Source organism: Streptomyces sp. BV286, assembly GCF_019090165.1.
Lineage (GTDB): Bacteria > Actinomycetota > Actinomycetes > Streptomycetales > Streptomycetaceae > Streptomyces.
On sequence record NZ_JAHRIB010000152.1, the window covers coordinates 150,482 to 163,681 of the forward strand.

General features: G+C 72.6%; 12 protein-coding genes. 6 read left to right on the top strand and 6 right to left on the bottom strand.

Annotated features, from left to right (window positions below):
* Positions 1 to 140 precede the first annotated feature (140 nt).
* Both KUF83_RS26550 and KUF83_RS26555 read right to left on the bottom strand, forming a co-directional pair.
* Complete coding sequence (locus KUF83_RS26550; protein ID WP_217457449.1) at positions 141 to 1,109, bottom strand: acetylxylan esterase; 969 nt, start codon at positions 1,107 to 1,109, stop codon at positions 141 to 143.
* Between the two features lie 170 nt (positions 1,110 to 1,279).
* Positions 1,280 to 1,894 (bottom strand): hypothetical protein, encoded by a 615-nt coding sequence (locus KUF83_RS26555; RefSeq protein ID WP_217457450.1) that lies wholly within the window; start codon positions 1,892 to 1,894, stop codon positions 1,280 to 1,282.
* Positions 1,895 to 2,211: 317 nt separating this feature from the next.
* On the opposite strand from KUF83_RS26555, the gene KUF83_RS26560 reads away from it, so the two are divergent.
* Complete coding sequence (locus KUF83_RS26560) at positions 2,212 to 4,578, top strand: phosphoketolase (protein ID WP_217457451.1); 2,367 nt, start codon at positions 2,212 to 2,214, stop codon at positions 4,576 to 4,578.
* 129 nt (positions 4,579 to 4,707) lie between these two features.
* Here KUF83_RS26560 and KUF83_RS26565 read toward each other — a convergent pair whose 3' ends face one another.
* Together KUF83_RS26565 and KUF83_RS26570 are read right to left on the bottom strand one after the other, a co-directional pair.
* On the bottom strand, positions 4,708 to 5,427 hold the full coding sequence (locus tag KUF83_RS26565) for a ferredoxin reductase (protein WP_308403150.1): 720 nt from the start codon (positions 5,425 to 5,427) through the stop codon (positions 4,708 to 4,710).
* Between the two features lie 118 nt (positions 5,428 to 5,545).
* Positions 5,546 to 6,151 carry a sulfite oxidase-like oxidoreductase gene (locus KUF83_RS26570; RefSeq protein ID WP_217457452.1) on the bottom strand — a complete coding sequence of 202 codons (606 nt, stop codon included), beginning with the start codon at positions 6,149 to 6,151 and terminating at the stop codon, positions 5,546 to 5,548.
* 213 nt (positions 6,152 to 6,364) lie between these two features.
* On the opposite strand from KUF83_RS26570, the gene KUF83_RS26575 reads away from it, so the two are divergent.
* Positions 6,365 to 7,285: an NADP-dependent oxidoreductase gene (locus KUF83_RS26575; protein WP_217457636.1), complete on the top strand. Its 921-nt coding sequence runs from the start codon at positions 6,365 to 6,367 to the stop codon at positions 7,283 to 7,285.
* A complete protein-coding gene (locus KUF83_RS26580) occupies positions 7,282 to 8,001 on the top strand; it encodes a GNAT family N-acetyltransferase (RefSeq protein WP_217457453.1) in 720 nt (239 codons plus the stop codon). The genes KUF83_RS26575 and KUF83_RS26580 overlap by 4 nt, the downstream gene beginning before the upstream one ends.
* 65 nt (positions 8,002 to 8,066) lie before the next feature.
* Here KUF83_RS26580 and KUF83_RS26585 read toward each other — a convergent pair whose 3' ends face one another.
* On the bottom strand, positions 8,067 to 8,522 hold the full coding sequence (locus tag KUF83_RS26585; protein ID WP_308403136.1) for a MarR family winged helix-turn-helix transcriptional regulator: 456 nt from the start codon (positions 8,520 to 8,522) through the stop codon (positions 8,067 to 8,069).
* Positions 8,523 to 8,804: 282 nt separating this feature from the next.
* Here KUF83_RS26585 and KUF83_RS26590 point away from each other — a divergent pair, with 282 nt between their 5' ends.
* The 3 genes from KUF83_RS26590 to KUF83_RS26600 all read left to right on the top strand — a co-directional run bounded on the left by KUF83_RS26590 (position 8,805) and on the right by KUF83_RS26600 (position 12,375).
* Positions 8,805 to 9,578 (top strand): putative protein N(5)-glutamine methyltransferase, encoded by a 774-nt coding sequence (locus KUF83_RS26590; protein WP_217457454.1) that lies wholly within the window; start codon positions 8,805 to 8,807, stop codon positions 9,576 to 9,578.
* Between the two features lie 195 nt (positions 9,579 to 9,773).
* Positions 9,774 to 11,789 carry an NADPH-dependent 2,4-dienoyl-CoA reductase gene (locus tag KUF83_RS26595; protein ID WP_217457455.1) on the top strand — a complete coding sequence of 672 codons (2,016 nt, stop codon included), beginning with the start codon at positions 9,774 to 9,776 and terminating at the stop codon, positions 11,787 to 11,789.
* 31 nt (positions 11,790 to 11,820) lie between these two features.
* On the top strand, positions 11,821 to 12,375 hold the full coding sequence (locus tag KUF83_RS26600) for a PadR family transcriptional regulator (RefSeq protein WP_217457456.1): 555 nt from the start codon (positions 11,821 to 11,823) through the stop codon (positions 12,373 to 12,375).
* Positions 12,376 to 12,462: 87 nt separating this feature from the next.
* Here KUF83_RS26600 and KUF83_RS26605 read toward each other — a convergent pair whose 3' ends face one another.
* Positions 12,463 to 13,002, bottom strand: coding sequence for a hypothetical protein (locus KUF83_RS26605; RefSeq protein WP_217457457.1), 540 nt, complete (start codon positions 13,000 to 13,002; stop codon positions 12,463 to 12,465).
* Positions 13,003 to 13,200 lie beyond the last annotated feature (198 nt).

Here is a 13,200-nt window from a genome sequence, read left to right on the forward strand (position 1 = left end):
GCCGGGAAGGCCGGGCGCGCGAGGCCCGGCACCCCTGAACGTACCGACTGGTCGGACTGGGCGGAAGTGGCAGAACGGTTCACGTGCGAGCGCGGAGAACAGCGGCCCCCGTCAGTCCCGGCGCCGCTGTCCCGCGTGCCTCAGACGTACTTGGGCAGCCAGGCCAGTTTGACCGCCTCCTGGTACGGGCCGCCGCCCTCGTGGTCGTTGAAGTCGTACACCTCTATCGTCTTGTCGTCGTGCTCCCAGGCGTTGAAGGCCGCGAAGACCGTCGACGGCGGGCAGGTCTGGTCCTCCAGGGCCGCCGAGAACAGGGCGGGCGCCCGGCCGCGCGCCGCGAAGTGCACCGCGTCGAAGTACGACAGCGTGCGCAGCACCTGCTCGGTGCGCCCGCGGTGCGTCTTGAGGTAGTTGCCGATCTCCCGGTACGGATCGCGGTCCGTGAGCCTCGTCGCGCGCGGGTAGTCGCACAGGAACGGCACGTCCGGCGCGACCGCCACGAGATCCGGCACCAGACCGCCCACCGCGATCGAGATGCCGCCGCCCTGGCTGGATCCGACGAGCGCGGTGCGTGACGCGTCGACGAGGGGATGGGAGCGGGCGGCCTCCACGGCCCGCACCCCGTCGGTGAACACCCGGCGGTAGTAGTAGTTCTCGGCGGCGTCGATGCCCCGCGTCATGAACCCGGGATACGCGGGCACGCTGCCCACCGGGTCGGCGGTGTCACCGCCGCCGCCCCACGCGCCGCCCTGGCCCCGGGTGTCCATCACGAAGTGCGCGAAGCCGGCCGAGGCCCACAGCAGATGCGTGTGCGCGAGCCCGCGTCCACCGCCGTACCCGATGAACTCCACGACGGTGGGCAGCGGTGTGTCCGCCCCGGCCGGCAGTGTCAGCCAGCCCTTCACCGGGTGACCGCCGAACCCCGCGAACGTCACGTCGTACACGCGCACGTTCGTCAAGTGCGTCTCGACGGGCTCGAAGCGCGCGTCCAGGCCGTGTTCACGGGTCTCCCGCAGCGTCCCGTCCCAGAAGGCGTCGAAGTCCTCGGGCTCGACGGAGGCGCTGCGATAGTCCCGGAGCTGATCGAGAGGAAGGTCGAACAAGGCCACGGAGGACCGCCTTTGCTACGAGGAAGGGTGCGGATGATCACACCGTACGGTGGCCGTCCGAGGGCCGCCAGACCGTTTCCACGGACCGGCCGGCCTTCCCGTCCGGCTTCCGCACCCCGTTCGGCTTCCACACCCCGCGCCGCTCGACCACCGCCCCGGCCCCGGCCGGGTCAGGCCCGGTCCCGCGCCCACTCGGGTCCCGTACGGGCCCACTCCCGCTCCCACTCGGCGAGGCGACGCCGCGTGGCGATCCGCCGTACCAGAGCGTGTGCGGCCAGCACGCCTGCCGTGGCCAGCCCCGCACCGCAGGCCCCCATCGCCAGCGTGTGCTGCCACACGACCGTGCCGTCCAGCGGGGCGGGCCCGATCCGGTCCCGGCTGTCCAGCCAGACGTACGTGTGCTCGCCGGCCCGGGTCCCGGCGGGCACCGTGGCCTCACCCGTGCGCGCCCGCTCACCCGGCTCGGTCCAGCGGACGCTCACCCGGTGGGCCGGCCGCCGGTCTCCCTCGCTGCCGGTCGGGGAGGCGGGCGCGCCCTCGACGACCTCGGCGCGCACCTGGTGCCGTTCGGCCCGCTGCCGCGCCGCCGTGTCCCGCGCTCCGTCGTACGCCCACCAGCCCGCGACGAACCCGGCCGAGGGCACGCCGACGCACAGCAGGACGGCGACGGCCAGCACGGTCCACACCTCCATCACGTCTGAGCGGCGGCGCAGAGGATTGTGCCGCCATCGGCGCCCGAACACCCGTGTCCGTGTCTCCCGCCGCCCGATCGCCCGCGTTCGCATCTTGCGCCTCCTCAGCGCTCCCGGCCCCGCTCCCGCACCACCGCTGCCGACCGTTCCAGGCCTTCCGGCGGTCGTCCGGCCGCCGTATGTCGTTCCGGGTGCCCCGTGCGGACCGAACGGACCCTCCGGAGGCCGGTTCTGTCATTCCCTTCGGACGGTCCGCGCAGCGCGAGGCGCGAGGGTCATGACGCCCGCCGCTCCCGCCGGCCGTCACCGCCCCCCGAACGGTCGAACGACCCGCCCGTTCACGACTGATCGGCGCCCTGTGTGGCACTCGTGTCCCCATCCCCCGGAACATCGGAACAGGAGTCCTCACCATGGCCAAGGACCGCATGGCGGCGCTCGACGCGCACTGGCGCGCCGCGAACTACCTGGCCGTCGGTCAGATCTACCTGCTCGGCAACGCGTTGCTGACCGAGCCCCTGAAACCCGAGCACATCAAGCCGCGGCTGCTCGGCCACTGGGGCACCTCGCCCGGTCTCAACCTGGTCCACACCCATCTCAACCGTGTCGTCAGCGAGCGTGGCCTCGACACGATCTGTGTGTGGGGACCCGGCCACGGCGGCCCCGCCGTCCTCGCGAACTCCTGGCTCGAGGGCAGCTACACCGAGACGTACCCGGACATCACCCGGGACGCCTCCGGCATGGAGCGGCTGTTCCGGCAGTTCTCCTTTCCCGGCGGGGTTCCGAGCCACGTCGCCCCCGAGACGCCGGGCTCCCTCCACGAGGGCGGCGAGCTGGGCTACTCGCTCGCCCACGCGTACGGGGCGGCCTTCGACAACCCGAACCTGCTGGTCACCTGCGTGATCGGGGACGGCGAGGCGGAGACGGGTCCCCTCGCGGGGTCCTGGCACTCCAACAAGTTCCTCGACCCGGTGCACGACGGCGCGGTCCTGCCCGTCCTGCACCTCAACGGCTACAAGATCGCCAACCCCACCGTGCTCGCCCGGCTACCGCGCGCCGAACTCGACGAACTCCTGCGGGGCTACGGCCACGACCCGCTGCACGTCGGCGGTGACGACCCCCGCCGCGTCCACCAGGAGCTCGCGAAGGCGATGGACCAGGCGCTGGACCGCATCGCCCGTATTCAGCGGGAAGCCCGCAACGGCACGAGCGGGAAGGCGACGAAGGGCGAGCGCCCCCGCTGGCCCGTGATCGTCCTGCGGACCCCGAAGGGCTGGACCGGCCCCGCCGAGGTCGACGGGGAGCCCGTCGAGGGAACGTGGCGCTCCCACCAGGTCCCGCTCGCCGGGGTTCGCGAGAACCCCGAACACCTGCGGCAGTTGGAAGCCTGGCTGCGCTCGTACCGTCCGGAGGAACTGTTCGACGCCGAGGGCCGTCCCAGCCGTCTCGTCCTCGACTGTGTACCCGAGGGCGCCCGCCGCCTCGGTGCCAACCCGCACACCAACGGCGGTCTGCTGCTGCGCTCCCTGCCCCTGCCACGCCTGGAGGACTTCGCGGTCCCCGTGGACAAACCCGGCACGAGCACGCACGAACCCACCCGGGTCCTCGGCGGCCTGCTCGCCCGGATCATGGCCGACACCGCGGAGCGGCGCGACTTCCGTGTCGTGGGCCCCGACGAGACCGAGTCGAACCGGCTGGGCGCGCTGTTCGAGGTGACGGGCAAGGCCTGGCAGGCGTCGGTGACCGACACCGACGAGCACCTGGCCCGCGACGGACGCGTACTGGAAGTCCTGTCCGAACACCTCTGCCAGGGCTGGCTGGAGGGCTATCTCCTCACCGGCCGACACGGTCTGTTCTCGTCGTACGAGGCGTTCGTGCACATTGTCGACTCCATGGTCAACCAGCACATCAAGTGGCTGAAGACATCACGGGGACTGCCGTGGCGGGCGCCGCTGGCCTCCCTCAACTACCTGCTGACGTCGCACGTCTGGCGCCAGGACCACAACGGCTTCTCCCACCAGGACCCGGGCTTCGTCGACCACATCCTCAACAAGAGCCCGGAGGTCGTCCGGGTCTATCTGCCGCCGGACGCCAACACCCTGCTGTCCGTGGCGGACCACGCCCTGCGCAGCCGCGACCACGTCAACGTGATCGTCGCCGGGAAGCAGCCCTGCTTCGACTGGCTCTCCATGGAAGAGGCCCGCGCCCACTGCGCCCGGGGCGCGGGCATCTGGGAGTGGGCCGGGACGGAGAACGGAGAGCGCGATCCGGACGTGGTCCTCGCCTGCGCCGGAGACGTGCCCACCCAGGAGGTGCTCGCCGCGGCCGGGCTGCTCCGCACCCACCTGCCCGACCTGGCCGTCCGCGTCGTCAACGTCGTCGACATCGCCCGGCTGATGCCGCCGGGCGAACACCCGCACGGCATGGCCGACTCCGAGTACGACGCCCTCTTCACCGCGGACAAGCCGGTGGTCTTCGCCTACCACGGCTATCCCTGGCTGATCCACCGGCTGGCCTACCGGCGCACCGGCCACGGCAACCTCCATGTGCGGGGCTACCGGGAGTCGGGCACCACCACGACCCCGTTCGACATGGTCGTCCGCAACGACCTCGACCGGTACCGGCTGGTGATGGACGTCATCGACCGGGTCCCGGGCCTCGCCGTCCGGGCCGCGGCCGTGCGCCAGCGGATGGCCGACGTGCGCACCCGCCGCGACGCCTGGATCCGCGAACACGGCACCGACCTGCCGGAGGTCGCCGAGTGGACCTGGTCCGGCTGACGGCGGGAACACCCGCTCGCGGCGCCCGCACCTGCCGCATGCGCCCCGGTGCACCACGCCGTCCGCCCGGTCGTCGTGGTGCACTGGGGGCCGAGGGCGGCCACGCCGCCGGACGCGCCCCGGGAACGATCAGCCGAAGCGTTCGATCCGGATACGGTCGACCGGCTGGCCCGCGTCCACCAGCAGCCGCGAGGCATGCTCGGCGAAGCCGTTCGAGCCACACACATAGGCTTCCCACCCACCATCGGGCCCATCGGCCAGGAGCCGCGCCACATGTGCGGCGGACACACGGCCCACGGCCACACCCTCCGGGGCGGTGCGGGTGAAGACCGTGGTGGTCTCGGGGCCGTACTCCGACGCGTAGATCAGTTCCTCGGGGCCGCGCGCCGACACGAGCAGCCGCAGCGGCACCGTCAGGCCGCTCGCGCGATGGTGGCGGACCATCGACATCAGCGGTACGACACCGGAACCCGCGCCGACCAGCAGGGCGGGCCGGTCCCCGGGCCAGGCGAAGAAGCCGCTGAGCGGTCCGCGCACCTCGACCTCGTCACCGGGCTCGGCGACCGTGTGGAACCAGCCGGAGACCTCACCGTCGTCGACGTGGTCGAGGGTGAGCTCGATGTACCCGCTGTCGTCGGGGGGAGAGGCGATCGAGTAGTGCCGCTGGGCGACATAGCCGTCCTGTGCCCGCAGCCGCAGCATCAGGTGCTGGCCGGGCAGGTGACCTGCCCAGTGGGGCACGGCGAAGCGGAAGGTCGCCGCGTACGGGGTCTCCCGGCGGATCTCGGTGAGGGTGGCGCGCTGCCAGGTGGCCGCGGCGCGGTTGCTCACGGCGATCCGGCCGGGCACGGCGAACCGGGTCGGCGGCGTCCAGCCCGGCGGGGCCGCCGCGACTGGCGAAGGCGCGGTGGACGCGGAGGAGGTGGTGGCCGCCGCAGCTGCGGAGGTCGTCGGTTGCAGGGGGGTCTCAGTCACCGGAGTAGCGCTGCTCTTCCCAGGGGTTGCCGCGAGGGTGGTAGCCGTTCTGTTCCCAGAAACCCGGCTCGTCGTGGTCGAGGAGCCGGATGCCCGCGATCCACTTGGCGCTCTTCCAGAAGTACAGGTGCGGCACGAGCAGCCGCGCCGGGCCACCGTGCTCCGCCGGCAGCGGTTCGTCCCCGTACTCCCAGACGATCCAGGCCCGCCCGCCCGTCAGGTCCGCGAGCGGCAGATTCGTGGTGTAGCCGGTGTGCGAGTAGGCGACCGCGTGGGTGGCCTCCGCCGCCGGACGGACGGGGCCGAGGAACGCGTCGAGCGACACGCCCGAGAAGCGCACCCCGAACTTGGACCAGCTCGTCACACAGTGGATGTCGCCCTCGTAGGCGGACGGCGGCAGCGCGTGCGCCTCGTCCCAGGTCCAGGTGCGCGGCTCGGCCACGAGCCCGTCGACGGTGAACGTCCACTCCGCGGGCGCCAGCTCCGGCGTGACCTCCGCGGACAGGACGGGCCAGTCGTCGCCGGCGTCGTACTGGCCGGGCGGCAGCCCGTCGTTGCGGACACGCGGACGCCCGGCGAAGTCTCGGGTCACGTTCATCGAGTGGTGCCTCCAGGCCGTCCGGACGGCGGCCCTTGATCGTTGCGTACGTCCTCCACGGTACCGGGCCCGGCCGGGAGCCCCGCCCCGGCATCGTTGCGGCCGTATGAACACTCGGCGGTACCGGGAATAGCGGCGCGCGCGATCATCCTTGCTGCTGGTGAGTGCCACCGCACCCGTGCCCACATCGGCGTGAAGGAGAGTGACGAGGCGATGCCCAAGGCGTACGTCTTCACCCAGTACGGCGGTCCGGAGACCGAGTCCCTGGTCGAGCAGGACCGGCCGAGCCCCGGGCCCGGCCAGCTGCTGGTCGCGGTCCGGGCGGCGGGCGTCAATCCCGTCGACTGGAAGCAGCGCACCGGCTACCAGCGGCCCGGCCAGCAGCGGCGTGAGCTGCCCGCCGTCTTCGGCAACGAGGCCGCGGGCGTCGTCGAGGAGGTCGGGGAGGGCGTCACGGAGTTCACGGTCGGGGACGCGGTCTTCGGCAACCCCGTCGCCGGCGGATACGCCCAGTACGCGCTGTTCCCGGTGGCGGTCACGGCGCACAAGCCCGCCTCGGTCTCGTTCACCGACGCCGCGGCCCTGCCCGTGGCGGCGGCCACCGCCTACGACGGGGTGCGTCAGCTGGCCCTGCCGGCCGGCGCGACCCTGCTGGTCACGGGCGCGGGCGGCGGTGTGGGCGTCGCGGTCGCCCAGATCGCCCGCGCCGAGGGGCTGAACGTCATCGGTGTGGCGAGCGCGGGCAAGAAGGACCTGGTCGAGTCGCTCGGCGCGGTGCACGTGCCCTCGGGCCGGGACTTCGCCGAGGACGTCCGGGCGGTGGTGCCGGACGGCGTGGACGCCGTGTACGACCTGGTCGGCGGTGAGGTCCTGGAAGCCGCGGCCGAGCTGGTGACGGACCGGACGAAGCTGATCACCGCGGGCGGCAAGGACCTCGTGGTGGGCCTCGGCGGCTCACCCGTCGTGCGGGCCCGCAGCGCCGCGGTGCTCGACGAGGTGGCCCGGCTCGTGGTCGACGGCAGGCTGGACCCCCTGGTGACGCGGACGTTCCCTCTCGAACAGGCCGCCGAGGCGCTGCGTACCGTCGAAGAGGGCCACGCCCGCGGCAAGGTCGTGATCGAGGTCACCGCATGAGTGGCGTGCCCCACCCGCTGGACTATCCCGCCCGGGCCTCGCTGACCGGCCCGCACGCCCACTTCGCGGAGCGCCGCGGACGCGTGCTGCGCTACCCCGTCGACGTGTCGCCCTGGCTGGCCCTGCCCGACGACCCCGACGCCGACGACTGGGCGGACGTCGCGGCGCTCGCGGGTCCCGGGCAGGAGATCGCGCTGCCCGGCTTCCGCGGCGAGATCCCGGCAGGCTGGGACGTGACGTTCCGGGTGGACGGCGTGCAGTACGTGGACGACGGCCTGGCCGCCGCGCCGGACCCGGAGGCCGTCCGGCTGGGCCCCGCCGACGTCCCGGAGATGCTCGCCCTCGTGGAACGCACGGCACCGGGCCCCTTCCTGCCGCGTACGGTCGAGCTGGGCACGTATCTCGGCATACGCAGGGAGGGCGCCCTGGTCGCCATGGCGGGGGAGCGGCTGCACCCGCCGGGGTGGACCGAGATCAGCGCGGTCTGCACCGACCCCGGCTTCCGCGGCGAGGGGCTGGCCAGCCGGCTGACCCTGGCGGTCGCGCACGGCATACGCGCCCGGGGGGAGACCCCGTTCCTGCACACCGGGGCGGGCAACACCGGCGCCGTCCGGCTCTACGAGTCGCTGGGCTTCCGGCTGCGGCGCAGGACGAGGTTCCTGGCGGCGCGGGTGCCGGAGCGTCTGGAGGACGGCCGGGAGGTGGTGGCCGGCTGACGGCCCGGCGGCAGGGGAGGGCGGGCCTGTCCGGGCCGTCCGCGGTGGACGCGGGGCGAAACGCCTCAGTCGTTCGCGAGGGCGGTGACGGCCGGTCCGCCGCCCGAGGCGTTGTACCGCCGCAGATATCCCGCGAACTGCCGCAGGTCGTCCTCGGGCCAGCCCGCGAGCCGCTCGCGGAAGGCGACCCTGCGGCTCGCGGTCACCTGGGCGAGGATCTCCCGGCCGGCCGGGGTGAGGTGCAGTACCTGGACGCGCTGGTCCTGCGCGTCGGAGCGCCGCTCGATCAGCTCGGCCGCTTCGAGGGCCGACACCTGCCGGCTCACCGTGGACTTGTCGAGGGCGTAGTGCGCGGCCAGGTCGGTGGCGCGGCAGCCGCCGCTCTCCTCCAGATGGCCGAGAAGCGTGTACGAGACGAGGGACAGTTCGGGGTGCAGTCGTCCCGCCGAGGCCCGGGCGCGGCGGGCGAAGGCCGTCATCTCGTGGTGGATGGTTTCGATGGCCATGTCGGCTGCGGTCACGGGATCTTCCCTTCTCTTCTAGATGTAGATTACAACCAGTGGTTGTCTTAGGCAACTAGAGGAGCTCCGGGAGTGCGGTGGTGCCGTTCGGGGTCCACGCCCGGCCGAAGGCGGCCGCCGTGTAATGTTGCCGTCCGGCTGAGGACCGCCCCGGCCGTGGACGGACCGAGGAGGTGAGCCCCATCACCGCTGTGTCAGCGCGGGTGCTCTCGCCTCAGGACCTCACCGGCATCAGGTGACCTGGAGGGCGCCCTTCGGCTTCCCGAAAGGCCCCCGGCTTCCATGCCACCTTCCCACGCACATGTCATCACCGCGCTCCGGTCCGCGGGCTGCGTCTTCGCCGAGGACGAGGCGCGACTGATCCTCTCCACGGCCCGCACCCCGGTCGAACTCGCCACCATGGTGGACCGCCGCGTCGCGGGCCTGCCTCTCGAACACGTCCTGGGCTGGGCGGAGTTCAGCGGCCTGCGGATCGCGGTCGAGCCCGGCGTCTTCGTGCCCCGCAGACGTACCGAGTTCCTGGTCCAACAGGCCCTCGCGCTCGCCTCCGGGCTTCAGGTCGTTGTGGACCTGTGCTGCGGTTCGGGCGCGGTGGGCGCGGCACTCGCCGCTTCCCTCCCCGGTGCCGAACTGCACGCCGTGGACATCGACCCGGCCGCCGTGCGCTGCGCCCGCCACAACGTCGGCGCGCGCGGCCGTGTCCACGAGGGTGACCTCTACGCACCGTTGCCGCCCGGCCTCCGCGAGCGGGTCGGGATCCTCGCCGCCAACGTGCCGTACGTCCCCACCGGGGAGGTGGAGTTCCTGCCGCCGGAAGCCCGGGACCACGAGCCCCTCGTCGCGCTCGACGGGGGAGGGGACGGGCTCGACGTCCTGCGCCGCGTGGCCGCCGGGGCGCCCCGGTGGCTGGCGCCCGGCGGCAGTCTGCTCGTCGAGACGAGCGAGCGGCAGACGGGCCTCGCCCTCGAAGTCTTCGCCGATGCCGGCCTGGCCCCTCGTCTGGAGGTCTCCGACGAGTTGTACGCGAACGTCGTCGTCGGCACGAGGGCTCCCTGAGGGGTGCGGTTCAGGCGCCGCGGTTCCGGCACCGCGGGCCGACCGGCGGGCCGGCCGGGTTCGGCTCGCGACGCCGGGAGTGCAGCGGCTCTGAGTTCCTCGTCACACGGGCCCGCCATCCTTTTGCAACTAGTTGCATAAAGGGTCTGCCGTCGTCTAGAACAAGGAGGACGACACCGCGTACGGAGGGGCCCGATGAGCCGATACCCGCACCTGCTGAACCCGCTCGACCTGGGCTTCACCACCCTGCCGAACCGCGTGCTGATGGGCTCCATGCACGTGGGTCTGGAAGAGGCCGAGCGTGGCTTCGAGCGCATGGCCGAGTTCTACGCGGCCCGGGCGCGCGGCGGGGTCGGCCTCATCGTGACCGGTGGCATCGCCCCCAACGAGGCGGGACGGCCGGGAGAGGGCGGCGCCAAGCTGACCACCGAGGCGGAGGCCGAGCAGCACGCCGGGATCACCGCCGCGGTGCACCGCGAGGGCGGGCGGATCGCGATGCAGATCCTCCACTTCGGCCGCTACGCCTACCACCCGGACCTGGTCGCGCCGAGCGCGATCCAGGCGCCGATCGGTCTCTACCAGCCGCACGCCCTCACGGACGACGAGGTCGAGCAGACCATCGACGACTACGCCCGGGCCGCCCGCCTCGCCAGGCGCGCCGGCTACGACGGCGTGGAGATCATGGGCTCCGAGGGCTATCTGATCAACGAGTTCATCGCCGCGCGGACGAACACGCGCGACGACCGGTGGGGCGGCTCGTACGAGAACCGCATGCGGTTCCCCGTCGAGATCGTCCGCCGGGTGCGCGAGGCGGTCGGCGAGGACTTCATCATCATCTACCGGCTGTCGATGCTGGACCTGGTCCCGGGCGGCTCCACGCTCGACGAGGTGATCACCCTGGCCCGGGCCGTCGAGGCCGCCGGAGCGACCATCATCAACACCGGCATCGGCTGGCACGAGGCACGGATCCCGACCATCGCCACCTCGGTCCCGCGCGGGGCGTACGCGTGGGTGACCAAGAAGGTCATGGGCGCCGTGTCGGTCCCGCTCGTCACGACGAACCGCATCAACACCCCCGAGCTGGCGGAGCAGTTGCTCGCCGAGGGATGCGCCGACATGGTGTCGATGGCCCGGCCGATGCTCGCCGACCCCGACTTCGTCAACAAGGCGCGGGCCGGGCGGCCCGAGGCCATCAACACCTGCATCGGCTGCAACCAGGCCTGCCTCGACCACACCTTCAGCGGCAGGATCACCTCGTGCCTGGTGAACCCGCGCGCCTGCCACGAGACGGAGCTCGTCCTCGCCCCGACCCGCCGGCGCAAGCGGGTCGCCGTGGTCGGCGCGGGCCCGGCCGGCCTCGCCTGCGCGGTCAGTGCCGCCGAGCGCGGCCACGACGTCACCCTGTACGACGCGGCGCGGGAGATCGGCGGCCAGCTCAACGTGGCCCGCCGGGTGCCCGGCAAGCAGGAGTTCGACGAGACGATCCGCTACTTCCGCACGCAGCTCGAACTGCACGGTGTGGACGTCCGGTTGAACACCCGGGTCACCGCCGAGGACGTCTCCGCCTACGAGGAGGTCGTCGTCGCCACGGGGGTCAGCCCGCGCACGCCGGAGATCCCCGGCGTGGACCATCCCAGCGTCGTCGGCTACCTCGACGTGCTGCGTGACGGCGCACCCGTCGGGGACCGGGTCGCGATCCTCGGCGCGGGCGGCATCGGCTTCGACGTCGCCGAGTACCTGACCGACAGCGGCGACAAGGCGAGCGAGGACCCGGCGACGTACTTCCGGCACTGGGGCGTCGACATGGACTACCGGGCGCCCGGCGGCCTCGGCGCCCCCGAGCGGCCGGCCCCGCCGCGCAGCGTCCATCTCCTGCAGCGCAAGGAGTCCAAGGTCGGCGCCGGGCTGGGCAAGACCACCGGCTGGATCCACCGCACCGAACTCAAGCACCGGGGCGTCACCATGGTCCCGGGCGTGCGGTACGACCGCATCGACGACGCCGGGCTGCACGTCACCATCGACGGACAGAGCTCCGTCCTCCCCGTCGACACCATCGTGCTCTGCACGGGCCAGGACCCCCGCCGTGACCTGTACGAGGCCCTGCGCGCGGCGGGACACAGCGTGCACCTCATCGGCGGCGCCGACGTGGCGGCCGAACTGGACGCCAAGCGGGCCATCAAGCAGGGCACAGAGCTGGCAGCGGCGCTGTGACCGGCCTCGGACCCGTCCCTAGGATGATTCCATGTCACTCCCGCACGCCATCCTCACCGCCCTGCTGGAGAAGCCGTCGTCAGGGCTGGAGCTGACCCGTCGCTTCGACAAGTCCATCGGCTACTTCTGGTCGGCGACGCATCAGCAGATCTACCGCGAGCTGGGGAAACTGGAGGCGGAGGGCTCCATCAGGGCCCTCGCCCCGCAGCAGCCGGCCCGCGGGCAGAAGAAGCGGTACGAGGTCCTGTCCGCGGGCCGCGCCGAACTGGCCCGCTGGACTGCCGCGTCCCAGGACCCCAAGCCCCTGCGCGACACGCTGCTGCTGCGGCTGAGGGCTGCGGCGGTGGTCGGCACCACGGGGATCGAGGGGGATCTGCGCCGCCATCTCGATCTGCACCGGCGGCAGTTGGCGGAGTACGAGGAGATCCAGGCGCGGGACTTCCCGCCCGGCAAGGACGCTCTCCCGGACCGGCTCCAGCACCTCGTGCTGCGTGCCGGGATCGACCTGGAGACGTTCTGGACGGGCTGGCTGACGACCGCGCTGGAGGAGTTCGAGCGGCTGCCGGCCGAGGACTCCTCGTCCTGATCAGCACCGTACGACGGCTCCGAGCCCTCGGTGGTTCGGCGGTGGCCCGGCGTCCGGCCTCGGCCGGGGGCCGGGCCACCGCCGCGTTCACAGCCGGTGCGGTTTGGCGCGCCGGCGCAGCACCCAGACCGTGGCTCCGACACCGGCCGCCACCAGGACCCCGCCCACCGAGTAGGTGATGGCTCCGTAGTCCTTCGTGGTGCTGCCCATGCCGCCCATCACCCCGCGCGACGGTGACGCCGTCGCGGAGATCGTGGGTGTCGTGACCGGCGAGACGGTGACGGACTGGGTGCCCGCCGTCGAACCGTCGGCACACACGACGATCACGGTGTAGGTGCCGGAACTGACGTTCGACCAGGCGGCGGACTGACTGCTGCTGGTCCCCGACAGGGCGGCCTGGCGGCCCTGCGCGAAGTTCGCCTGGCCGCTGGAGAGCAGTGAGGCGTTCCCCATCGATCCATCGGACCTGGTGACGCACGAGGTGGTCGACACCTGCACCGTCGTGCCACTGGTGGTCACGTTGATGGCCGTTGGCAGCGCGGAGGCCACGCCGGCGGTCAGGGCCAGTGGCAGCGCGGCGGCCGCCACGGTCAGGCCGGAGCGGACGAATGTCTGAGTGATACGCATAGGACTGCCCTCCGGCGGCACGGTGGCGGTACATCCCATGAGCCGCCGAGGGTGGGGAACGCCCGTGCTGCCTTCGGACCGAGCCAATGCGACGGCCACAGGTTCCGCACGCGGACCGGGACCGTGCAGGTGAACAATTCCTTCGTCCGGCCGACCACCGCAGGCGCGTCACCCGAAGAGGCCCGCGGGTTTCCGCCG